The sequence below is a fragment of the Pseudomonas cerasi genome (genome assembly GCF_900074915.1).
Lineage (GTDB): Bacteria > Pseudomonadota > Gammaproteobacteria > Pseudomonadales > Pseudomonadaceae > Aquipseudomonas > Aquipseudomonas cerasi.
This window is the reverse complement of the sequence record NZ_LT222319.1, coordinates 3,229,783-3,250,320: the sequence shown is the minus strand read 5'-3', so window position 1 is coordinate 3,250,320 and position 20,538 is coordinate 3,229,783. Positions and strand designations below refer to the sequence as shown.

The window sequence follows — 20,538 nt, the reverse complement described above, 5'->3', positions numbered from 1 at the left end:
GGACTCCCGTGCACGGTAATAAGTTGAAATAATTTGCCGGATGGCAATCAGCATGCGTCTTTTACGCACGGCGATGCCTTTCGGCGTCGCCGTGGACCTCTAGCGCTCGATGCTGCGGCTCCAGCGTGCGTTCCACTCGGGACGGATCTGATTGACCTGATCCCAGTCGATGGTCACTGCTGTTTCCAGGTATTTCTCCATGGCCTCGACCTGACTGCGTGTCTTGTCAGTGGTCGGGGTTTTCGGGTTCGACGGGATCTGGTCACCGAACTCCAGCGCAGGCGCCTGTGCTTCTGGTGTCAGCAGGTAGGCCGCCAGCTTCTGGGCCAGCTCCGGCTGGTTGTTATTGGCTATTGCACATTCAGCCACGTTCAACACCACGCCGCCTTCCTTGGGCGATGCATATTCCACCGGTACACCCTTGATCTTCAGCGCGGTGACCTGGGTGGGTGTCAGTGGGAACAGGGCGGCTTCGTCGGTCTGCACCATTTCCGAGATCTTGGCCGAGCTGGCGATGTATTCCAGTACGTTCGGGCCGATGGTCTTCGGCCAGGCCTTGAAGCCGGGTTCGACGTCTTTCTCGCTGCCGCCCTGGATACGGTTGAACATCAGAAAGCCATGCAGGCCGAAGGTCGAGGAGGCCAGTGACTGGAACACCACCTTGTCCTTGAAACGTTTATCGGCCAGGTCCATCCACGAGATGGGCGCGCTCCAGCCCTGCTCCTTGAACATCCGTGTGTTGTAGGCCAGGCCGGTCACGCCCAGGCTGACGGCTGCTGCCTGTTCCTTGATTTTGGCCTTGGCAGGCAGGTCGGCCAGACTGGCGCTGGGCTGCAGCGTGTCGCACAGGCCCATGGAAATAGCCCGATACATGATGCCGTCGTCGAGAAAGATGACGTGCATCTGCGGGTTGTCCTTACTCGCCTGAACCTTGGCGAGGATATCGGCCGATGTGCCAGGCACGATCACCACCTTGACGTTGTTGGCCTTCTCGAAAGCCGGCAGCACCTGATCGGCATACAGGCGCTCCATGGTCCCACCGTTCATGCCCAGGTACAGCGTGGTTTCGGCCATGACAGGCGTGGACAGAAGTGCGGCGGCCAGCGGCAGGCAGGACAGCCCGGTGAGGGCGAGACGTTTGGTGCTTTTCATAGGGACGACCTTCCTCTGTGCAATGGGATGACGTTCGTAACAAGTTCGATGGCAGGGGTTTGCAGGGCGATTTGCTGAAAGCGGCCGATGGAAAAGGCATCGAGCGAAATCCGTGAGGCGCCTTCGCAGACCCATTCGGCCAGCGCTTCACCCGCTGCCGGACCGATCTGAAAGCCCGCCCCGGCAAAGCCGAAGCCGTGCAGCAGACCTGGACGGTTCAGGCTTGGGCCCAGCACCGGTTCACGGTCCGGCAGATAGCCTTCGGTGCCGCTCCAGGTGCGAATGGCCTGAGCGCCGGCGAGTGGCGGGTAGAGTTCGACGGCGTTGCGCAGGATATCCAGCACCGCCGCCTGTCCCGGTCTGGTGCGTGCCGGGTCGAGGGCAAAGCCTTGTCCGCCGCCCAGAACGCAATTGCCGCGAGCCACTTGCCGGGCATAAATGCCGCCGCCTTCGACACCGGTGCTGACGTCCATAAACATCGGCAGCGGTTCTGTCACCAGCATTGCCGGGTGCCCTGAATACATCGGCACCGGTTCGGTGAATTGTGCTGCCAGCGCTGCGGCCCACGCCCCGGCGCAGTTGAGCAGCCAGGTGGCGCGCAGTGTCAGACCGCTGGCGGTGGTGACGACGAACACGTTGCCGTCGTGGCTGACTTCGCTGACCGGCGCCTGCTCGAACACCTGTGCGCCTGCCCGACGAGCAGCGCGGGCGAAGGCCGGCGATACCAGACGTGGATTAGCGTGTCCGTCGTCGGCGCACAGCGATGCACCGACAGCGATATCGCCGGCCCAGGGATAACGCGCGCGCAGCTGATCGCGATCAAGCAGTTGCAAATCCAGGCCGAATCCCTGGCTGGCTTCGGCGTAGGCGCGCAAGGCATTCATGTCCTGTTCGCTGCGCGCCAGTTTGAGGTGGCCCGAGCGCTGGTACTCGCCGTCGATGCCGATCAGCTCACGCAGGTTGCCCCATATCTGATGCGCCCGTTGCGACAAGGGCAACTGCGACAACGGACGGCCCTGACGCCGCACGCCTCCGTAATTGACACCGCTGGAGTGCGATCCGCAAAAATCGCGTTCCAGCAAGGCGACCCGCTTGCCCTTCAGGGCCAGCGTCAAGGCTGCCGAGGCGCCGACAATGCCGCCGCCGATGACAATCGCATCGGTTTCAATCAGTGTGCTCATGGTTGCGTCTCCACCGATTGCTTCTCCATGGGCTGCATCCCCATACCGAAGGGCAGCGGCTTGATCGGTGCCTGACCGCGCAGGCGGCCGACGTGCTCGACGGACCGGCCGCTCTCGCGGGCGATGATCTCGGCCGCGGCCAGGCCACACATCCGGCCCTGACAGCGACCCATACCGACCCGGCACATGGCCTTGACCCGGTTGATCTCCCAATGGCCATCCTGCACGGCACTGCGAATCTTGCCTGCAGAGACTTCTTCGCAGCGGCACACCAGCGTGTCATCCGCCACGTTGGCGGCCCAGCCCTCAGGGAACGGAAACGCGGTTTCCAGCCCGTGGCGGAAGCGTTCGATGCGTCGCAAGGCAGTTTTAAGCGTGTCGGTACGGGCGGTGTCTGCCACCACACCGATGTCTTGCAGCAGCCCGAGCGCGGCCAGTTCTCCGGCCATTTCCGCAGCGTCGGCGCCCATGATTCCCGCACCGTCGCCCGCCAGATAGATGCCTGACACGCTGCTGCGTCCACAGTCGTCGCGGGTCGGCAGCCACGCCCGGTTGAGCGCGCTCCAGGCGAATTCACAGCCCAGCAGGTCGGCCAGTTGCGTCTCGCTGCGCAGCGCATGGGCAAAAGCGACCGCGTCACAAGCCAGGTGGCCCGACTTACCGTTGCGTTGCCATTGAATGCCGTCTACGCGTTTTTCCCCGTCGATGTGTGTGAGCTGCGCACCTTGATGCACGGGAATGCCGTTTGCACTCAGCCATGCGCGGTAATAGATGCCTTTGGCCAGCGTTGCCGGTTGGCCCAGCAGGGCCGGCAATGCCTTGCATTGCGCCGAAAACGGCGCGCTGTCGAGCACCGCCAGCACCTTCGCGCCAGCCTTGGCGTACTGGTAAGCGACCAGATACAGCAGCGGGCCGCTGCCACAAAACACCACGCGCTGGCCAATCGCACAGCCCTGATATTTGAGCGCGATCTGCGCTGCGCCGAGGCTATACACGCCGGGCAGGGTCCAGCCGGGCACCGGCAGAATTCGGTCAGTGGCACCGGTGGCGACGATCAGGTGGCTGAAATCAACAGTGGCGGCGGTACCGTTTTGCAGGGTATCGAGTTGGTGATTTTCGGCGTTCCAGACCAGCGTCTGCGGCCGATAGTCGATCTGCGCGGCCAGCGTGTCGAGCGCGTCGTGCACCGCGACCGCCTTGGCGCTTTCAAAGCCGTAGAGCGCCTTGGCCGAGCGTTGGAAATTGTCCGGCTGGCGACGGTAGATCTGGCCGCCGCCGCGCAGCCCTTCATCGATCAGGCAGGCCTTGATGCCGTGGGCCAGTAGCGTCTGGGCGGCGCGAATGCCGGCCGGTCCTGCGCCGACAATGGCAATTGTCTGATCGCTCATACGCAGCGCCCCGGTTCACGAATCACCGCCTGACCGGCCTCCAGCAGCGTCGAACAGGCACGTACGCGCTGACCGTCACCCAGCCTCACCCAGCAGTCCTGACAGGCGCCCATCATGCAGAAACCGGCGCGAGGTTCGGCGCTGAAGTCACTGCCGCGCAAGTGTTCGCTGGCGGTCAGTACCGCGGTCAGCAAGGTATCGCCCAACAGACCGCTGGCCGGCTGGCCGTCAAGGGTGAAGGACAGAACCGGGCGATCATGTTCGGTCAGTCGTTTCAGCAATGCCATAACGTGAAAGCTCCGGATTAGTGTTTGCCGACCAGCACGCGATCCAGCCCGTAGACCCGGTCGAGCAGGATCATGGTGGCGGCGGTGAGGGCGATGACCAGTGCCGATACGGCGGCCATCATCGGGTCGATGGATTCGGTGGCGTAGACATACATGCGCACCGGCAGGGTCTGCGTCGCTGGCGATGTAACAAAGATCGACAGCGTGACTTCATCGAAACTGTTGATGAACGCCAGTAACCAGCCGCCTGCCACGCCGGGCAGAATCATTGGCAGGGTGATCTGCCGAAACAGCGTGAAACGGTCGGCCCCCAGGGACTCGGCGGCGTGCTCGGCGCTGCGGTCGATGCCGATTGCCGCCGCCAGTACCAGGCGCAGTACGTAAGGCGTGATGACCAGCACATGGGCGAAGATCAGCCAGGTGAAGCTGCCGTTCACACCCATCAGCGCAAACAGGCGCAGCATCGCCACCCCCAGTACCAAATGAGGAATGATGATCGGCGAGAGAAACAGGGCGTTGAAAAAATTGCGACCGGGAAATGTATGACGCGTGATTGCCAGTGCGGCAGGTACCGCGATCAGCGTGGCCAGCGTCGCTGATACGAACGCCAGGATCAGGCTGTTGTAGAACGAATCGATAAAGTCGGCGCGCTCGAAGACGGCCTTGAACCAGCGCAGCGAGAAATGGGTGGTGGGCAGGCTCAGGGTGTTTTCCGGGGTGAACGCCACTAGGCACACCACGACCAGCGGGGCCATCATGAAGATCACCACCAGCGCATGAAACGAGAGGGCCAACGGACCGTTCTTGGACATGGATCATTCCCCCAGAGTTTTTTTGTAACGGCCTTCGATCATGCGGTTCCAGGACAGCATGACCAGCAGGTTGACCAACAGCAGCGCCACGGCAAGGGTTGCGCCCATCGGCCAGTTCAACTCCGAGAGGTACTGGTCGTAGATCACCGTGGCGACCATCTTCAGACGTCGTCCGCCGAGCAGGCCGGGAATGGCGAACGAACTGGCGGCCAGGCCGAACACGATCAGCGAGCCGGACAGCACGCCGGGCATGACCTGCGGCAGCACGATCAGGCGCATGACTTTCGCCTGGCTGGCGCCCAGCGACAGCGCGGCCTGCTCGGCGGTGGAGTCGAGCTTCTGCAGCGAGGTCCAGACCGGAATGATCATGAACGGCAACATGACGTGGACCAACGCAATGACCACGGCAAACGGGGTGTACAGCAGTTTCATCGGGCGACCGCCCATGAACTGGATGACCTGATTGATCAAACCGTCCGCGCCCAGCAGCAGGCTCCAGCCGAACGCCCGGACCACCACCGAGATCAGCAGCGGCGTGAGAATCAGGATTAGGAAGATCGAGCGCCACGGCGTGCCCATGCGGCTGAGAATGTAGGCTTCGGGGACGCCGATCAGCACGCACAGCAGGGTGACCAGCGCGCTGATCCAGAAGGTGCGCAGGAAGATTTCATAGAAATACGAGTCGGTGACCACGGCCATATAGTTGGCCAGCGTGTAGCTGTCGCTTTTCACCCCGACCTGATAGTCGAACACGTTGAACGACAGCACCAGAGTCAGCCCCAGCGGCAACACCAGCAAGCCGATATACAGCGCCAGCGCCGGAGCCGACAGCCAATAGCCGCGACCGCCCTGACGCATTTCGCTCAGCAGGCTCATGCGCGCACCTCGTCGGCATCCAGCACGCGCAGCAACTCGGTGGGCCAGTCCATATCGACCGCCGCGCCTTGTTCCAGCGGCGCTTGGCCATCGTTACGGCGTACAACCGTCACTTCGCCAATGCTGGTCTGGATGCGATACAGCCACTGGCTGCCAAGAAAATAACGGGTGACGATGCGCCCGGACAGTCGTCCGCAGCCAGGTGCTACAAGATCGATCTTCTCGGGACGCAGGCTGAGGGTCAGGCTGCCATCGCCGGGCACCTGACGAATCTGCGGGATGCCGTTGCTGTCCAGATCTCCCTGCAACATGTTGGCCTTGCCGACGAAACCCGAGATGAAGCGTGTACGCGGGTGTTCGTAGAGCTTGTAAGGCTCGTCGATCTGGGTGATACGACCGGCCTGCATTACCACCACCCGATCGCTGATCGACAGGGCTTCGGCCTGATCATGGGTGACCATCAGCGTGGTAATGCCGACTTCGTTCTGAATGCGGCGGATTTCGAACTGCATCTCTTCGCGCAGGTTGGCATCCAGGTTGGACAGCGGCTCGTCGAGCAGCAGTACTGGCGGCTCGATGACCAGTGCGCGGGCCAATGCGACCCGCTGGCGCTGCCCACCGGACAACTCGCGCGGATAGCGCTCGGCATGCTGACCGAGGCGCACCAGCTCCAGCACCCGTTTGACACGCGGGTGCAACTCGGCGGCAGGCACCTTGCGCATACGCAGGCCAAACGCAACGTTGTCAGCCACGGTCATGTGCGGAAACAGCGCATAGCTTTGGAACACTACGCCGAGGCCCCGGCTGCTGGGTTTGGCGTGAGTGATGTCGCGCCCGTCGAGCACAATGCGTCCGTCACTGACTTCGACGAAGCCGGCGATCATTTGCAGGGTGGTGGTTTTGCCGCAGCCGGAAGGGCCGAGCAGAGAAACGAATTCGCCCTTGTCGACGGCCAGGTTGGTGGCAACGACCGCGTCAATGGAGCCGTAGCGTTTGGAGAGACCTTCGAGCTGCAGAAATGCCATGCCTGCTTCCACCTTTGTGCATGCGCGCCGAAGCACGCGTTTGTCATGGGCAGATGCGAAATGAAGTCATGCAGTTGTGTGGACGTTGGCGCTCGCTCTGAGTCGGCTACCGATGATTGTTCAAATCGCCCCGGTGGACTGAGAGTAGGGCGAAGGCTAGGATGGGCTCAACAAGGAATTTCACTGAATAACATCTTTCTTTGAATTAATTCTTTTGGTGGAAATATAAAGAGATATTGTCATGGATAATTCCACTGATCGGAATATTACGAAAGCTGAAGTCGGTGTGGGAGCTGTTTCCCGTCTGTTCGCGGTACTGCGCTGCCTGGGCGAGTGTGATGAAGGCGGCGAGCGGGTCACGCAACTCGCCCAGCGTGTCGGGCTGTCGCAACCCACCACGCACCGCTTGCTGCGCAGCCTGATGGATGAGGGCATGGTCGAGCAGGATCTGCTCAGCAAACGTTACCGGTTGAGCATTGAGTTCTTCGCCTTGGCCGCCAAGGCGGGTAATACCGGCAACCTGCGTGACGTGGTGCGCCCCAGCCTGTTGCGCCTGTCTGCGTCACTGGGTGACTCGCTGTTTCTGCTGGCACGCAGCGGTTTCGATGCGATCTGTCTGGACCGCAGCGAAGGCCCGTACCCGATCCGCACGTTCACCGGCGACATCGGCGGTCGTGTTGCCTTGGGCGTGGGGCAGGGCAGTCTGGCGATTCTTGCGTTTCTGCCCGAGGACGAGCGGGAAACGGTCATTGCCTACAACCTGCCACGGCTCAAGGATTTTCACCTGTACGACGAGGTGTTTCTGCGTTCGGAGGTGGAAAACGTGCGGCGTCTGGGCTATGCCGGGCGAAACACCGGCGCGTTACCGGGCATGGCCGGGCTGGCAGTGCCGATCCTGGACCGCAACGGTCGTGCAGTGGCTGCGCTCAGTGTGGCGACCATCTCCGACCGGCTGGGGCCCGATCGCCTGATGACCGTAGTTGAATTGCTCAAGCGTGAAGCCACGGCCATCAGCGCCAGAATCAACCCGTTCGACCCGTCGCTGCGGCGGCCCAGCCAGGTGTTCGGGCAGGTTGATTAGCCAGCAGGTTACCCGCTGCTGTTTTGTTCTTTTATCGGGTGTATTGCCGATCATCGCTGTTTTTAAAGAAAAAGTTTTGTAGGCCGATGTTGATCGCAAGGGCCACATATACCTGATCCACAAGATCGGTCTACAGGGACGTGTCTGCAACTTTCGCGTATCCCGCGGATTCTTTTTCTCCAGAGATCGTCCTGATGTCCAAATCCCTGCGACTGCAAATTCTAGGTCTGCTCGGCGGTAGCCTTGCGCTTGTGCTGGTCATTGCCTTGGCCTGCTTCAACTTTCTCTCCGATAACGTGCAGGCTTATCGCAGCCTTATCGACGGCCCGGTCCGGGCGTCGCAACTGGTGGACGAAGCCAACCTGGAGTTCAAGATTCAGGTCCAGGAGTGGAAAAACGTCCTGTTGCGTGGCAAAACACCCGCCGAGCGCGACAAGTACTGGGGGCAGTTCGAAGAGCAAGAGCGCAAGGTGCAAGGCACGCTGGGTCGGCTTGCTGAAATGCACGGCACCGACGCGGCGCTGAAAAGCCAGGTGCAGACGCTGCAGCAGGCACACCAGGCGCTGGGTACGGCCTACCGGACCGGTCGTGATGCGTTTGTTGCTGCGGGCGGTGACGCTGGCGCGGGTGACATGGCGGTCAAAGGTGTCGACCGTCCGACCAGCGAGCAGATGGCTGGTCTGGTCGAACAATTGCACAAGAGCAGCGATGCTCAGTCCGTTGCCATCAGCCATGAAGCCCAACGTACCATTCTGGTCGGTGCCGTGGTGATGCTGGTGTCTGCGCTGCTGGTCGGTTTGTTGGCGCTGTGGATGGTCAATCGCAACCTGATTGCGCCCATTCGCATGCTTATCGAATACGTCGCCCAGTTGAGCGAAGGCAAATTCGGGGCGCGTGTCGAGGTCACGCGACAGGACGAACTGGGTCGTCTGGCCGTTGCCGCAAATACCCTGCGGGATTTCCTGGCTGACACCTTCAACCGCCTCAAGCGCAGCAGCACCGATCTGGACACGGCGGGCGGCGAGTTGAATGCCATTGCCGAGTTGATGGCACAAGGCACTCATGAGCAGTTCGAGCGTACCGATCAGGTCGCGACCGCCATGACCGAGATGTCTGCCACCGCTCAGGACGTTGCCCGACATGCCGCCGATGCTGCGCGAGCTGCGGATGAGGCCGACCAGAGCGCTCAGGATGGCGAGCGGGTCATGCAACTGACCATTGCGACCATCACCCGCATGCGCAACGAGATCGCTTTGACGGCCGATGTCATCGAGCGACTGGAAACCGACAGCGGCCGTATTGGCAAAGTGCTGGAAGTGATCCGCAGCATTGCCGATCAGACCAATCTGCTGGCGCTGAATGCCGCGATCGAAGCCGCACGGGCCGGTGACGCCGGACGCGGTTTCGCGGTGGTGGCTGACGAGGTTCGTACACTGGCGCAGCGTACTGCCGTTTCAACCTCCGAAATCAATCAGATCATCAATTCGGTGCAAACCGGTGCCAGTGATGCGGTGCAGGCCATTCAGGGCGGTCAGGCGCGGAGTGAAGAGAGCGTGGAACAGGTCGCGAACGCTGGCGCAACCCTTCAGCGCATTACCATGGCCGTGGAGAATATTCGCGACATGAATCGCCAGATTGCGACGGCTGCCGAAGAGCAGACTTCCGTGGCAGAGGACATCTCGCGCAACCTCACTGAAATCACCGCCATCGCCGTGACCAATCAGGACAACGTCAAACGTACCCAGAACGCCAGTCAGGAACTGAGGGGCCTTTCTACTGGCCTCGGGGATGTGATTGCGCGTTTGGGTGCCTGAGTCACTTGAAAACCTGACAGCCTCTTCGGCGTATAAGAGGCTGTCAGCCCCGGCCCGTTACGCCCATCCGCTGCGGCTCAAGCCTTCTGCCTTGAACACCAGCGCCTTCAAGCCGCCCTCAACGCGAGCGTCGGGGAACTCTGGCGGGTTTTCCAGGCGCTGTTCGCAGCGCAGGCAGGGCGCTTCGATTGCGGTGTGCTGAATCAGAAAGTCCGGTCCCAGTGCGGGATCGTTCATGCACGCCAGCACTGAACCGTTCTCGTCCAGCAACTCCGGCAATCGACGCAGGACACGCTGGTAGTCCTTGTCGAGCATGAAACTGCCTTTCTGGAAGGACGGCGGATCAGTGATGATCAGGTCATAAGGGCCGCAACGGGTGACCTTGGCCCAGGACTTGAACAGGTCATGGCCCAGAAAGGTCACGCGGCTGAGGTCCTGATCATTGAGGCGATGATTCTCGCGGCCGCGATTCAATGCAGCGCGGGCCATGTCCAGATTCACGACGTGGTCGGCACCCCCGGCCAGGGCGGCGACCGAGAAGCCGCAGGTGTAAGCGAACAGATTGAGGATGCGCTTGCCCTTGGCCTGAGCCTGCACCCATTCACGGCCGTAGCGCATGTCCAGAAACAGGCCGCTGTTCTGCTTTTTGCCGAAATCGACTTTGTAGCGCAGGCCGTTTTCAGTGATCACCCATTCATCCATGACCTCGCCGGTCAGCCATTGCGTGGTGCTCTGTGGCAGATAGCGGTGTTGCAGCAGCAAGGTGTGAGCCTGACTCTGCTGCCACTGGGGCGTGTCGATCAACGCGTGCAACAGCTGCATCAATGCTGCCAGCTCGGATTCAAAAGGCTCCTTGAACACCGAGACCAGCACCACGCCCTGCATCCAGTCGACAGTGATGTGCTCCAGCCCCGGCCACATACGGCCCCGGCCATGAAACAGGCGGCGGGTTTCATTCGGGACGTTGTTCAACGCGTCGATCAGGTGCTGTTGCAGAATCGCGAGTGCTTCAGGGGTCATGGCGCAGATCGGTCAGGAAAAGCGGCGTATGGTAAACGTATTTCAGCAGATGGGCATCGCAGGGTTCAGCGTGGCATGTATTGACGTTGCCAGCGGTGCGGAATTTTCAGCGAAACCAGCCCCAGCAACGCCGACAGGCTGCCGCTGATCAACAGGGCGTTGAGCCCCAGACGATGCTCGAGTAGCGCGCCTATCACGGCCCCGATGAACATGCCGACCCAGGGGACCAGTTGCACGCGCCAGCCGTCCCGGCGTTCCCCCAGCATCCAGCGACCCAGGCCACGACCGAAGCGCGACAGCGCGCCGGTCACGTAAGTCAGGCCGACCGGCAGCCCGTTGACCTGCTCGACGGCGGCGTTGAGCATGCCCATTGCCAGAATCGCCCAGATCAGTGCGAGCATGTTGCTTTCCAGCGGCCATGCGGCAGCCGCACACAGCAGCGTAGCGATGCCCAGCAGCAAGGGCAGGGCACGTCGCCCGCCAAAGCGCGCAACCACCACGCCCAGCGCGTTGCCGGCAATGAAGGCAAGGATTGCGAGGGTCAGACGCACCGTCACGCTCAGGTCGCCATCACTGATTGCGACTGCAAGCCGGGTGGTGTTGCCGCTCATGAACGAAACGAAATCGCCGGTGGCCATGAAGCCGATGGCATCGGTCATGCCGGCCAGAACCGACAGGCTAGCGACCAGGCCCATGCCGACCCGGCCACGCCATTTCTGCATGTTCAGGTGCCTGGGGCTGACGCTGGAAGTGGCGGGCTGTGGCAGCATCGAAGGCCCTCTGGAGCGAAGAAAGCGCGTCTGAACTCGGGTGCAGCGATTTACAGCGGCTTGGCGCGCACGATCCGCTTGGCCTTGACCTCATCAGCATAGGCTTTGAGCTGGTCGGCGTCGCTGTAAAGACGGTTGACCATCTGCAGCACTGCGGTGACATCCACATCGTTCATTTGTGAGGCGAGTTTGAGAATTTCTTCCGCCGTGTTTTCCAGATTGGTTGCTGTCCCTTTCAGGTGTCGCTTCAGCTCCTGAGTCGACTTATTGAGCGCCATACGTGTTCCTGTGCCAAGACCTTGAATTCCATACCCGGAGCATGGCTTTTTCTGCGATAACAAGCAATCAGGCGTGTGCCCGTGCGTCAGGGTATCGGCCGATGCAGGCTGATCTGCAAGCAGGCTGCTCAATCGTCGCGGGTCAGCACTTCCAGCAGTTCTATTTCGAATGTCAGGTCGGCACCGGGCTTGATGTGTGCGCCCATGCTTCTGTCGCCGTAGGCCAAGTGGGCGGGGACGAATAATTTACGCTTGCCGCCGACCTTCATGCCCATCAGGCCCTGGTCCCAGCCCTTGATGACGCGCCCGGTACCGATCACGCATTGGAACGGCTTGCCACGCTCGTGTGAGGAATCGAACACCGTGCCATCTTCCAGAGTTCCGGTGTAATGCGTGGTGATCAGCGCACCCTTTACCGCTGCCTTGCCCTCGCCGGGGTGCAGATCGGTAATCTGTAATTCTTTGCTCATTGCCATGCTTCCGGTTGCAGCGCGCTCTGTGATTGGCGCGAGCGGGCTTTCTCGCAGAAAAGCCGCCTCCTGACAAGCCGGTCAAACAAAAACGGGGGAAGCTTTCGCTTCCCCCGTTTGGTCGAACCCAGTAACTGTCAGAGATTCTGCGAGCTGACCACCATGGCCTGCGCGATGTTCTCTTTCTGCTCTTGAGTGAAGCCGTCCCAGATATTGGTCTTGGCGTAGTAACCCAGTCCAGCCAGGCAATAAAGGCTGAGGGTCAGAACGATGACGATCGAAACAAACGTCCAGCGGCCTTCGTCATCGTTTTCGCGTGTGAAGCTGCGCGAATAGTTGTCCTCTGCGCTGCGGAAGAACAGCGCAGACGACAGACGCTTGAGCCACTGAAACAAATGAACAACAACGATGCGCAGCATGGGTAAATCACCTCAAAGGTTAAGAAAAAGGGTTGCCGGGATGCCGTCGAGGGCATCGGATGCAAAAGCTGAAAACGAAAAAAGCCCGTCTATGACGGGCTTTCTTTTTATGATTCTGTTCAGGCGAGCAGTGAAGGGCGACGTTGAATAAGGATCGCGGGAAGCACTGCGTATGCCTGACGTTATGGAAAAATTTTAAAACAAATGGATTGGCGCATCTACCCGCGCCATTCTGTTGTCAGACAACTGGTAGTGCCTTGAGGTGTGACAAAACGTCGCCCCATGCTCATTTGCTGCTCGGTAAGCAGCACGCTCGGTGGTCAAGTCTTGTAATACTTTCCCAACGTACGAAACATCTATGGGTATTGTACGATCAGCGCCCGTATTGATTTTCAGGACTGTATGAATACCCTCCAGGAGCCTCCGAGTTGTCCTCCTTTCATCGCGTATGGCTGGCCGGTGATCTCACTGTTATCGAGCAGGCCGCTTCATTCGAACGTCTCTCCACTTAACCTCTTGCACTGCATGGATTCCGGCAGACCTTCGCGTCCTGACGCTGCAACGCCATGCCTGACGTTTAGCCATGCCGTCTGGTCTACAGTGACCCATACCAACCCCTGCCATTTTTATCGTGAGGCTGCATAAACCATGGAATGGATCGCTGATCCCACGGCATGGCTTGGCCTGCTGACCCTTATCGTGCTGGAACTGGTGCTGGGCATCGACAACCTGGTGTTCATCGCCATCCTGGCCGACAAACTGCCCCCTGAACAACGCGACAAGGCGCGCGTCATTGGCCTGTCGCTGGCGTTGATCATGCGCCTTGGCCTGCTGGCGAGCATCTCGTGGATGGTGACGCTGACCGAGCCGTTGTTCGAAATATTCGGCAAGACGTTCTCCGGTCGCGACCTGATCATGCTGTTTGGTGGTGTGTTCCTGCTGTTCAAGGCCACCATGGAACTGCACGAGCGTCTGGAAGGGCATGTCGCCCAGCGCGCCGGTAATGCGGGCTATGCGTTGTTCTGGCCTATCGTTGCGCAGATCGTCGTACTGGACGCCGTGTTCTCGCTGGATGCGGTGATTACCGCCGTCGGCATGGTCGAGCACCTGTCGGTGATGATGATCGCGGTGATCTTCTCCATCGGCCTGATGATGATTGCCAGCAAGCCGCTGACCAAATTCGTCAACAGCCGCCCGACGGTGATCATGCTGTGTCTGGGCTTCCTGATGATGATCGGTTTCAGCCTGACCGCCGAAGGCCTGGGTTTCCATATTCCCAAGGGCTATCTGTATGCGGCCATCGGCTTCTCGATCCTCATCGAGGTGTTCAACCAGATCGCCCGCAAGCGCAGCAAGAAGTCGGCCCATGGTCACCTGCCGCGCCGCGAACGTGCGGCTCATGCGGTGATGCGCCTGTTGGGCGGTCGCAAGCTGGAGTCTGGTGACGTCGATGAGGAAATCACCGACATGCTGGATGGTGAAAGCAGCGAGCCGGTGTTCGACCGTCGTGAGCGGGTGATGATCAGCGGCGTGCTGCAGCTGGCAGAGCGGCCGATTCGCACGGTGATGACGCCGAGGGCGGAAGTCGACTGTATCGACCTGAACGACAGCGCCGAGAAGATCCGTCTGAAACTGATGCACTCGTCCTACTCGCGTCTGCCGCTGATTGGCGAGCGCGGTATCGATGAGCCGCTGGGTTTCGTGCACAAGAAAGAGTTGTTCAAGGAACTGTTGTCCGGCAACGAGCCCGACTTGAAACTGATGTCGCGCAAGGCAGTCAACCTGCTGGAAAGCTTCACCATCCTCAATGCCCTGGAGCAGATGCGCAAGGAATCGACGCACATCGCCTTTGTGGTCAACGAGTTTGGTGACTTCATTGGTGTGTTGAGCATGACCGACATCCTCGAGTCCATCGCTGGCCAGCTACCTGACGCCAGCGAAGTGGAAGGTCCGGACATCGTCGAGCAGGGCGAGGACTTCGTGGTATCGGGAGCCTTGAACCTGAGCCTGATTCGCGAGCGCACGGGCTTCCAGGCCAAGGCGACCGAGGATTATCAGACCCTGGCCGGACTGGTCATGAGCCTGCTGGATCGCCTGCCGTCTACCGGCGACAGCCTCAGCTGGCAGGGCTGGAACCTGCACGTCGTCGGCGTGGAAGAGCGTCGAGTGACTCGGGTGTTGCTGCAGAAACAACCCGATATGGGTTCTGGCAAATAAGCACCGAGCTGTAATACAAGACGGGGCCTGCTCATGCTGAGCAGGCCCCGTTTTCATGTGTGCGTCATGCTTATTTTCGACGCGGACGCGACACCACAGATTCAATATTCTTGCGGCCAATCAGCTTGGGCTGCGCAGGCTCTTTGGCCACCGGCTCATCAGCCAGCCACTTGTACATAACCAGACAATCCACCAGGCCCAATCGGGCATGACGATAAGCCTTGGGCAACCGTCCGACCGTCTCGAACCCCAGCTTGCTCCACAACCCGACCGCCACCTCATTGCTGGCAACCACCGAATTGAACTGCATCGCCAGGAACCCGTTGTCGCGCGCCAGTTGCTGCGAATGCTCGCACATCAACCGCGCCACACCACGACCCCGTGCCGCGTCCGTCACCATATAGCCACAGTTGCAGACATGATTGCCCGGACCTGCCGCGTTAGCCTTCAGGTAGTAGCTGCCCAACAGTTGGCCATCTTCCTCGGCAATCAACGTGTGCAAGGGCGCCTTCATCCACAGATCGCGGGCCTGCTCCTGAGTGAGGGCAGGGTCGTAGGCGTAGGTTTCCTGAGCGATGACGACAGCCTGAAAGGTGGGCCAGAAGCGCTCGAAATCTTCCGGGGTCATGGGGCGGATCTGGATCATGGTGAGGCCTTGGTGGGTAGGGCTTGAATTCCGGCGTGTACGTTAGCGTGGGTGTGCTACCACTTCCAGGCTTTTTCGGTGAACTCGGCCGTGGACGGGAGCACGGTGTGGAGGAAATTCAGGTACTTGTTGAACAGTAGCTCGTGCTGGAATCGGGCTCCGAAGCCGAGTGTGATGTCAGTGCGGTGCGTGATGATCATCAAGCGTTTGCGGTCGACAGTGACGAAGTTGTACTCGCCCCATGGCAGGCTTTGTTCGTGGTGGATGGGGTTTTCCCAGTTGAGTAGCTTGATGGCTGCGATAAAGGCGATGGTTGTTAAAGCTTGCAAGTACGCCTTCAACGACGGCAATGCCTAATACATGTAGCCTGTCCAGAGTCACAAATTTCATAGCATCGAGCGTATTTTTGCGAGGTGGCCCTGCATGCAGGTAAATTTAGCAAAGCTTTTAAAGATTAAAAAAGATTGATGGGGGTATGGACGCCAGCAAAAGTCAGGTCTAGTCTGTGTTTTGTCGTACTCACAAATGTTCGTGATATGAAACTATTTTTTTGCAAGGCGCGTTTCTGAAGTCTACTGCAACGACGTATCCATAAACCCTTATAAATCAATGGCCGGTCCGGTTTTGCATCGCTTAATCACATATGCTGGCAGAAGGGGATAGGGACCGCTTTGAAGTAAAAAACCTGATTGTCTTGCTAGTAATTACTGAGCTCAGTATCGAATTCTAAATTTAGCGCTGATACGGCTGGGGCTGATAAACTATACGGATTTTTTAGAAGGACCAAGGGAGACAAGGATTTCATGGTGATTAATTTTATCGTTTTAGAGCATGGAAAAAGGATTGTTGCTCCATCGTCGAACACAATATATTTTTCAGCTAGTAATTGGGATGATTATTCTTTTAAAACATCTTTCGATACGACTCTTTACGATGCTAAAGGCGTTAAGCATGAGTTGGGTACTGTTAAGATAGGGTACACAGATCAACCTACAGGATGGGTATTGGATTGTATACCTCGGAGCTTTACGAGCCTGCCAGATAACTGGTTCTCTTTAGGCCAAGATGTCCAGTATTATAAGTCGCTCGCAGATTGTTTTGATAAAAGTGCCAGATTTTCATTGTTGGCCTCTCTTGGAGACGTGGTTTTCGATAATAAAAAGCTTGAATCAGTCAAGGAGGAGAAGGTTTTCAAAAGCTCTTTAATGCGAGGTGTAAGCCTTTCAGTTATCCATGGGCAGTTCAGACGAGTTCTAGAAGGTCATGCAGAACTTACAGAGTTTTATTTTAGCTATATTGATCCTGGAGATGAGAGAAATTCTCAAATAAAGCTTGAGTTTGAGGTTGTTCCACTGTCAAAGCCATCGACCAATATTCACGTTCTAATCGGACGGAATGGTGTTGGTAAGACCACATTGCTAAATAATATGATCAGCGCAATTATATCCCCAGTTACTGAGCAGAGATGGGGCTTTTACACGAGATATTTTGGAGGCGGGCTAACTCCATTAGAATCAGATTATTTTAGTAGTGTGGTGTCGGTTTCTTTTAGCGTTTTCGACCCATTTATTCCGCCTAAGGAGCAGCCTGATAGGAGTAAAGGGGTTGCATATTTCTACGTTGGTATGAAAAAAAACCGAGTGGGGGATGCTCCGGAACCGCCGAAATCGGAGCAGGATCTAATTGATGATTACATAATTAGTTTGGAATCTTGTTTTAGTCAGCCAAATAAGAAGAAAAGATGGGGGGAAGCTATCTCTAGGCTAGAGTCAGATAATAATTTTGCTGATATGGATCTAAAAGCCTTACTAAGTACAAGTGCAGAAGAGGTAAAGCAGTTTGCGGCTAAACAAATGTCACTAATGAGTTCTGGGCATAAAATAGTTTTGCTTACAATAACAAAATTGGTGGACACTATCGATGAGAAAACTTTGGTATTGATGGATGAGCCAGAGAGTCATTTGCATCCACCGCTTCTTTCTGCCTTTGCTAGAGCCCTATCGGATTTGTTGCAAGATAGAAACGGTGTTGCGATAATTGCGTCTCACTCTCCCGTAATTGTACAAGAAGTACCTAGGTCATGCGTTTGGAAGCTCACACGTTCACGTACTGAAGGTCGGACTGATCGTCCTGAACGAGAGACTTTTGGCGAGAATGTAGGCGTATTAACTCGAGAAATATTTGGGCTGGAAGCTACAAAGTCCGGATTTCATGAGGTACTACAAAATGCAGTCGATGAAGGTAGCAGTTTTGAAAGTATTATGGCCATTTACGAAGATCAATTGGGTGTTGAAGCTCAGGCTTTATTGCGTACTCTAATCGCCACTCGGGACGCCGATGAAGGTGATCTTATATGATACGCCTTACACCGCCAGATATTGAGGTGTCAGTCATTTTCGATGCGTGCGTCAGTTCTCTAGCCGACCAAGCATTAGCTGCCAAATTTTTCGCAGCACGCTCCGATATTTTAGCAATTTTCGAAGCGTACCATTCTCATGCTTCAGAAAGTACTTTGTACACTTTTTCGAGATGTATTCGAGGGGAAGACGGTCAGCTTGTCGTTGGTGAACTAACGAAAGGGGAGTTGGTTGCTTTGTACTCGTCACTGCTTTCAAAAAAAGCGAATAGCGCCCGGAAATTTTATGACCAAATAATGCTGCTCGCACCATCCGGAAAGTGTCCGTTTTGCTCCTGTGCACCTGCTGAAACACTTGATCACTTTATGTCGAAGTCTATTTATCCTCTTTTCTCGGTGTTGTCGTTAAACTTGGCACCTGCTTGTTATAGCTGCAACAAGGGTAAGGGCTTTGCCGCAATAGGTCCTGAAGATCAGGTCTTACATCCCTATTACGAGCCTGAACTTCTTGAGACGACAACTTGGCTATACGCTGAGCTCGTAGAAACTGTACCTGCATCAGTTACCTTCAGCGTCAATCCACCTGCAGACTGGCCACCCGAATTGGCGATTAGGCTGTCCAATTATTTCGTGAATTTAGAATTGCTTGGCGATTCGGTATCGAAGCGGCATCAGAGCTTTCAAGTCAAGCTGCGTATTTGGTAGATATTGGGTCACCTCAAGAAAGGCGCAATCATCTGGACAGAGTGGCTAGGGTCGAGCGACGAGATAGGAAAAACTCTTGGAAGGCGGCACTGTTTGAAGCATTAGCGCAGAATAACTGGTTTCAAAGCGTCGGATGCGAGCTGCATAGTAGAGGTAATGCGGGCTAGCTTGATAAACGTAAATGCCTTGTGAGTGGGCTAGTGGAGTGAAAAGATTATTCAGTTGGTATGAAAAAAACTTCTGGCCTCTGTACGAAAGGCAAATGGTCATTGGAAGTGCCTGATTGCCATGGAGTATGGTGAGTTGCTGGGCGGTGCATCGCTGGCCAGCGACGATCTGGCCGAACGTCCGGATCTGGGGCCTTGGCTGGCGTGTGTTCTGGTAAAACCGGAAGTGCGAGGCAGGGGCGTTGCAGGGCAGTTGATCGACGGTATTTGCAGTCATGCAAGGGCTGTCGGTATCTCTACGTTGTATCTGCATACCCATGATCAGCACAGGTTTTACGCCAAGCGCGGTTGGCGGGTGTTGGGGCGTATTGAGGCGTGGGGCAAGGAGCATTACCTGATGTCGCAGGATCTCTAGAGGTCCTGTGTTGTATCGGTATTTGGAGCGCTTATCGGCACGGGGATGAGTCTTGCGTTCAGGGTGACGCGGAGCGTCACGAACTGCATTCCCACGCGGAGCGTGGGGACGATAATCATTGCTCGAAACTCCGTTTTCTTGCTGAAGAAATACTCAGCGTTAGCCCTGTTTGTCAGTCGACCAACTGCACCAGACTCGGCTCCATCCCATCTGAATTCATTTCAAGTATTGCCAGCGTCACCGGCAGTTTGAAACGCCGCCGTCCGGCGCTGCCAGGGTTCAGATACAGCGTGTCGCCGCGCCAGTCGATGAGGGGTTTGTGTGAGTGGCCGGTCACGACCAGTTTCACGCGGTCATCCAATAGCGCTGGAACGTCGGCGATGTCGTGTACCAGCAGGACTTGCCAGCCGTCGATGTCGAAGCGCAAGTGATCGGCAATGGGGGTTGCCCATTCTGCATCCATGTCGTTGTTGCCGCGCACAATGTGTAGTGGGGCGATGGCGGTCAGTTGCTCGACGATGTCCTGGCTGCCGATGTCACCGGCATGGATGATCTGTGCGCAGCCCTGTAGCGCAGCGATGGCTTCAGGACGGAGCAGTCCGTGGGTGTCGGAAATCACACCAACTTTCATACGGGGCCTCGGGTCGGGGACAGGGTAGAAGCGCAGTGTAACGCGTTGCGCTTCTACGGCCAGTTACAGGATGCGCGTTATTGGCCGCACCCAAGCGCCAATACCAGCCGCTCCAGCCCGATGCCAAACCCGGCACCCTCTCGATAGGCGCCGCCGCCAACTACTTGCTGCTGCGCGCCCAGGCGTGAACATCGCACCTCGAAGCCGTTGCCTTCCAGGTAGTAGCTCAGGCCCCGTTTCACGGCGGTATTGAGTTCATAGTCCAGGCCCAGCGAATCCAGAAAACCGGTGCAGATGGCCTGGCTGCGCCGCAATGCCTGCTGCGGTGAAGGGCTGAGGATTTCCAGCCCCAGCTGGGTGAATTCGCGGTAGCGTCCGGCTTGTGGCCGCTCGTAGCGATAACAGCGTGCCACGTAGAAAAACAGTGCCTCGCGTCGCCCCTCAAGCAGCGCTTCGCTGCGTTCCTGAAACAGCGCTGTGGCTTCGGGTATCAGGCAACAGGGGCGTCCGGCCTTGTCCTCGAAGGCCCACATCTGGCCGATAATTTCGCTGCCGCCGGCTTTTTCGATAAAGGTGTCCTGGCCCCATAAGGCCGGCACTATGGCTTCCTCAGCTCCGGCTTCGATGAAGATAGCTCCGGAAACGGTTTTCTGTGTCACGCAGGGTTGCGGCTTCTGTTCCGGTCACGATGCGGGTTCCGCGTAGCATGGTCATGGGTGATGATCTCCAGTTTTTTCAGGCAATAAAAAAGGCGCCATGGGCGCCTTGGTCGGTTTCACTGATGGGTCAGAACGTGGATCTATATCTGGCCAATCGATGAGCACAAGC

General features: G+C 57.7%; 20 protein-coding genes and 2 pseudogenes. 6 read left to right on the top strand and 16 right to left on the bottom strand.

Annotation, left to right across the window (positions count from 1 at the left end; translation table 11 throughout):
* Nucleotides 1-99: 99 nt before the first annotated feature.
* Genes PCPL58_RS16945 through PCPL58_RS16915 form a run of 7 tightly spaced genes read right to left on the bottom strand, consistent with a single transcriptional unit; the run spans nt 100 to nt 6,721 of the window.
* The gene (locus PCPL58_RS16945) at nt 100-1,152 is read right to left on the bottom strand and encodes an ABC transporter substrate-binding protein (RefSeq protein ID WP_065349980.1); all 1,053 of its coding nucleotides are present in this window, start codon (nt 1,150-1,152) and stop codon (nt 100-102) included.
* Nucleotides 1,149-2,333, bottom strand: coding sequence for an NAD(P)/FAD-dependent oxidoreductase (locus PCPL58_RS16940; RefSeq protein WP_065349979.1), 1,185 nt, complete (start codon nt 2,331-2,333; stop codon nt 1,149-1,151). Before PCPL58_RS16940 ends, PCPL58_RS16945 begins: the two co-directional genes overlap by 4 nt.
* Complete coding sequence (locus PCPL58_RS16935; protein ID WP_065349978.1) at nt 2,330-3,721, bottom strand: FAD/NAD(P)-dependent oxidoreductase; 1,392 nt, start codon at nt 3,719-3,721, stop codon at nt 2,330-2,332. The genes PCPL58_RS16940 and PCPL58_RS16935 overlap by 4 nt, the downstream gene beginning before the upstream one ends.
* Entirely contained in the window at nt 3,718-4,008 is a 291-nt protein-coding gene (locus tag PCPL58_RS16930) for a (2Fe-2S)-binding protein (protein WP_003432864.1), read from the bottom strand. Before PCPL58_RS16930 ends, PCPL58_RS16935 begins: the two co-directional genes overlap by 4 nt.
* A gap of 17 nt (nt 4,009-4,025) precedes the next feature.
* Nucleotides 4,026-4,820, bottom strand: a complete 795-nt coding sequence (locus PCPL58_RS16925; protein ID WP_003348289.1) for an ABC transporter permease — start codon at nt 4,818-4,820, stop codon at nt 4,026-4,028.
* A gap of 3 nt (nt 4,821-4,823) precedes the next feature.
* Nucleotides 4,824-5,696, bottom strand: a complete 873-nt coding sequence (locus PCPL58_RS16920) for an ABC transporter permease (protein WP_065349977.1) — start codon at nt 5,694-5,696, stop codon at nt 4,824-4,826.
* Complete coding sequence (locus tag PCPL58_RS16915) at nt 5,693-6,721, bottom strand: ABC transporter ATP-binding protein (RefSeq protein ID WP_065349976.1); 1,029 nt, start codon at nt 6,719-6,721, stop codon at nt 5,693-5,695. The genes PCPL58_RS16920 and PCPL58_RS16915 overlap by 4 nt, the downstream gene beginning before the upstream one ends.
* 241 nt (nt 6,722-6,962) lie before the next feature.
* Between PCPL58_RS16915 and PCPL58_RS16910 the strand changes: the two genes are divergently transcribed.
* Together PCPL58_RS16910 and PCPL58_RS16905 are read left to right on the top strand one after the other, a co-directional pair.
* Nucleotides 6,963-7,802 (top strand): IclR family transcriptional regulator, encoded by an 840-nt coding sequence (locus PCPL58_RS16910; RefSeq protein ID WP_065349975.1) that lies wholly within the window; start codon nt 6,963-6,965, stop codon nt 7,800-7,802.
* A gap of 194 nt (nt 7,803-7,996) precedes the next feature.
* Complete coding sequence (locus PCPL58_RS16905; protein ID WP_065349974.1) at nt 7,997-9,616, top strand: methyl-accepting chemotaxis protein; 1,620 nt, start codon at nt 7,997-7,999, stop codon at nt 9,614-9,616.
* 57 nt (nt 9,617-9,673) lie between these two features.
* Here the strand turns inward: PCPL58_RS16905 and PCPL58_RS16900 are convergent, their stop codons facing one another.
* The 5 genes from PCPL58_RS16900 to PCPL58_RS16880 all read right to left on the bottom strand — a co-directional run bounded on the left by PCPL58_RS16900 (nt 9,674) and on the right by PCPL58_RS16880 (nt 12,573).
* A complete protein-coding gene (locus tag PCPL58_RS16900; protein WP_065349973.1) occupies nt 9,674-10,636 on the bottom strand; it encodes a class I SAM-dependent methyltransferase in 963 nt (320 codons plus the stop codon).
* Nucleotides 10,637-10,701: 65 nt separating this feature from the next.
* A complete protein-coding gene (locus PCPL58_RS16895) occupies nt 10,702-11,406 on the bottom strand; it encodes a YoaK family protein (RefSeq protein WP_065349972.1) in 705 nt (234 codons plus the stop codon).
* A 50-nt stretch (nt 11,407-11,456) separates the two neighbouring features.
* Nucleotides 11,457-11,684, bottom strand: a complete 228-nt coding sequence (locus PCPL58_RS16890; protein ID WP_003317903.1) for a hypothetical protein — start codon at nt 11,682-11,684, stop codon at nt 11,457-11,459.
* A 128-nt stretch (nt 11,685-11,812) separates the two neighbouring features.
* Nucleotides 11,813-12,154, bottom strand: coding sequence for an FKBP-type peptidyl-prolyl cis-trans isomerase (locus PCPL58_RS16885; RefSeq protein WP_003432857.1), 342 nt, complete (start codon nt 12,152-12,154; stop codon nt 11,813-11,815).
* Nucleotides 12,155-12,291: 137 nt separating this feature from the next.
* Nucleotides 12,292-12,573 carry a hypothetical protein gene (locus PCPL58_RS16880; protein ID WP_002553776.1) on the bottom strand — a complete coding sequence of 94 codons (282 nt, stop codon included), beginning with the start codon at nt 12,571-12,573 and terminating at the stop codon, nt 12,292-12,294.
* 648 nt (nt 12,574-13,221) lie between these two features.
* Here PCPL58_RS16880 and PCPL58_RS16875 point away from each other — a divergent pair.
* On the top strand, nt 13,222-14,790 hold the full coding sequence (locus PCPL58_RS16875) for a TerC family protein (RefSeq protein WP_065349971.1): 1,569 nt from the start codon (nt 13,222-13,224) through the stop codon (nt 14,788-14,790).
* A gap of 70 nt (nt 14,791-14,860) precedes the next feature.
* On the opposite strand, the gene PCPL58_RS16870 is transcribed toward PCPL58_RS16875, so the two are convergent.
* Both PCPL58_RS16870 and PCPL58_RS16865 read right to left on the bottom strand, forming a co-directional pair.
* Nucleotides 14,861-15,436 (bottom strand): GNAT family N-acetyltransferase, encoded by a 576-nt coding sequence (locus tag PCPL58_RS16870; RefSeq protein WP_065349970.1) that lies wholly within the window; start codon nt 15,434-15,436, stop codon nt 14,861-14,863.
* Nucleotides 15,437-15,492: 56 nt separating this feature from the next.
* A pseudogene (locus PCPL58_RS16865) lies at nt 15,493-15,747 on the bottom strand (permease); the annotation flags it as partial.
* A gap of 492 nt (nt 15,748-16,239) precedes the next feature.
* Between PCPL58_RS16865 and PCPL58_RS16860 the strand changes: the two are divergent.
* From PCPL58_RS16860 to PCPL58_RS16855, 3 genes and pseudogenes are all read left to right on the top strand, one after another.
* A complete protein-coding gene (locus tag PCPL58_RS16860) occupies nt 16,240-17,793 on the top strand; it encodes an AAA family ATPase (protein WP_065349969.1) in 1,554 nt (517 codons plus the stop codon).
* Entirely contained in the window at nt 17,790-18,497 is a 708-nt protein-coding gene (locus PCPL58_RS29660; protein ID WP_162273818.1) for an HNH endonuclease, read from the top strand. The genes PCPL58_RS16860 and PCPL58_RS29660 overlap by 4 nt, the downstream gene beginning before the upstream one ends.
* 255 nt (nt 18,498-18,752) lie before the next feature.
* A pseudogene (locus PCPL58_RS16855) lies at nt 18,753-19,079 on the top strand (GNAT family N-acetyltransferase); the annotation flags it as partial.
* 172 nt (nt 19,080-19,251) lie between these two features.
* Here the strand turns inward: PCPL58_RS16855 and PCPL58_RS16850 are convergent.
* Both PCPL58_RS16850 and PCPL58_RS16845 read right to left on the bottom strand, forming a co-directional pair.
* The gene (locus tag PCPL58_RS16850) at nt 19,252-19,710 is read right to left on the bottom strand and encodes a metallophosphoesterase family protein (RefSeq protein WP_065349968.1); all 459 of its coding nucleotides are present in this window, start codon (nt 19,708-19,710) and stop codon (nt 19,252-19,254) included.
* Between the two features lie 77 nt (nt 19,711-19,787).
* Nucleotides 19,788-20,369: an ATP phosphoribosyltransferase regulatory subunit gene (locus PCPL58_RS16845; RefSeq protein ID WP_065349967.1), complete on the bottom strand. Its 582-nt coding sequence runs from the start codon at nt 20,367-20,369 to the stop codon at nt 19,788-19,790.
* Nucleotides 20,370-20,538 lie beyond the last annotated feature (169 nt).